The following is a 1,141-nucleotide window of genomic DNA, read 5'->3' as shown; positions in this document are numbered from 1 at the left end:
GAGGCTTCGCTCATGGTCTTGAAGAAGGCGATGGATCTGCAATCCCAAAGCGCGCTGCAACTGTTGCAGGCTGTGCCGGCGCCTGTTCAGGTTCCCGATGTCGGCGGCTCATTGGGCGGGGTTGTGGACACCTGGGTTTGAGCCTTGGGTGCTTCGAATAGGGGCGCCCGGTATTTTTTGTTGGATTACTTGATGACGGATGCATCCATGGAACGCTCGGTAGTTCTGCGGTGGAGTGCTAGCTTCATCCTGTTTGTAGCGTCGACCGCGTTCGGTGCAGAGGTGGAACTGGCTGGCGTGTTTGGTAAGCGTGCGGTTCTCGTGGTCAACGGCGGAGCGCCTCAGACCCTTTCCATCGGTCAAACCTCGCGCGAAGGCGTGAAACTTGTCGACGTCGTCAATCCGGCAGCCACAATCGAGGTCGAGGGACAGCGCAGGCGGGTTTCGCTTGGCGAGGCGCCGCTACGTTTGTCCAGTGCTTCCGGTCTGCAATCTTCTGCTCCGACGCTGCGATTGCCGCCAGATGTGCAAGGTCACTATTGGACACAAGGCGCGGTCAACGGGGCGTCCTTGCGTTTCATGATCGATACCGGCGCGACTTATGTCGCAATCAGCGCAGACGAGGCAAAGCGGGCCGGCATTGACTACCGGTCCGGGCAGCAAGTGAGGATGAGTACCGCGAATGGGCCGAGTGTCGCGTGGCTGGTCACGCTCCACAAAGTGAGTATCGGCGGAATCGTTCTGCATGGTGTCCAGGCCAGCGTACACGAGCGGGGACTTCCCGTGGCGCTATTGGGCATGAGCTTCATGAACCGGCTGGATATGCGGCGCGAGGCGGGGGACCTGATCCTCTCCCGTCGGTATTGACCCGTCGTGCTTTCAAATCGGCGCGCACGCGATATCTGCAGCGTCGCGCGCGCGCAAAGTGGCAATCAGCGTCTCCAGCAATTCGTTCCAGTCGTCGTCTTCTGTCCGGTGTGCGTAAGGAGGATATTGCCGCATGCGTCACCAGCCATTGCGCCAATGGGCGTCGCCGTCAGGGTGAAGGTTGATGCGTTGCAATCAGCACGAAGGTTATAGAAGGCGGCGCCACCGTCCTTGGGTGACTGGGTGAACGGAAGGTTGCAAGGCGTGACGCCAT

Annotated in this window: 3 protein-coding genes; 2 read left to right on the top strand and 1 reads right to left on the bottom strand. The window is 60.0% G+C overall.

All coding sequences use genetic code 11. The annotated features are described in order from the left end of the window. Positions 1–12: 12 nt before the first annotated feature. Both ACUH78_RS19325 and ACUH78_RS19320 read left to right on the top strand, forming a co-directional pair. Positions 13–141 (top strand): YjfB family protein, encoded by a 129-nt coding sequence (locus ACUH78_RS19325; protein ID WP_510497616.1) that lies wholly within the window; start codon positions 13–15, stop codon positions 139–141. A 66-nt stretch (positions 142–207) separates the two neighbouring features. Beyond that, positions 208–867: a retropepsin-like aspartic protease family protein gene (locus ACUH78_RS19320; protein WP_510497615.1), complete on the top strand. Its 660-nt coding sequence runs from the start codon at positions 208–210 to the stop codon at positions 865–867. 65 nt (positions 868–932) lie between these two features. Here the strand turns inward: ACUH78_RS19320 and ACUH78_RS19315 are convergent. Beyond that, positions 933–1,141 (bottom strand): type IV pilin protein (locus tag ACUH78_RS19315; protein WP_445334471.1); only part of this gene is annotated, 209 nt, incomplete at its 5' end.

This window comes from Thauera sp. ZXT1-4 (genome assembly GCF_052598215.2).
Note: the sequence above shows the minus strand (reverse complement) of the source record. Positions and strands in the feature narration are given on the sequence as shown.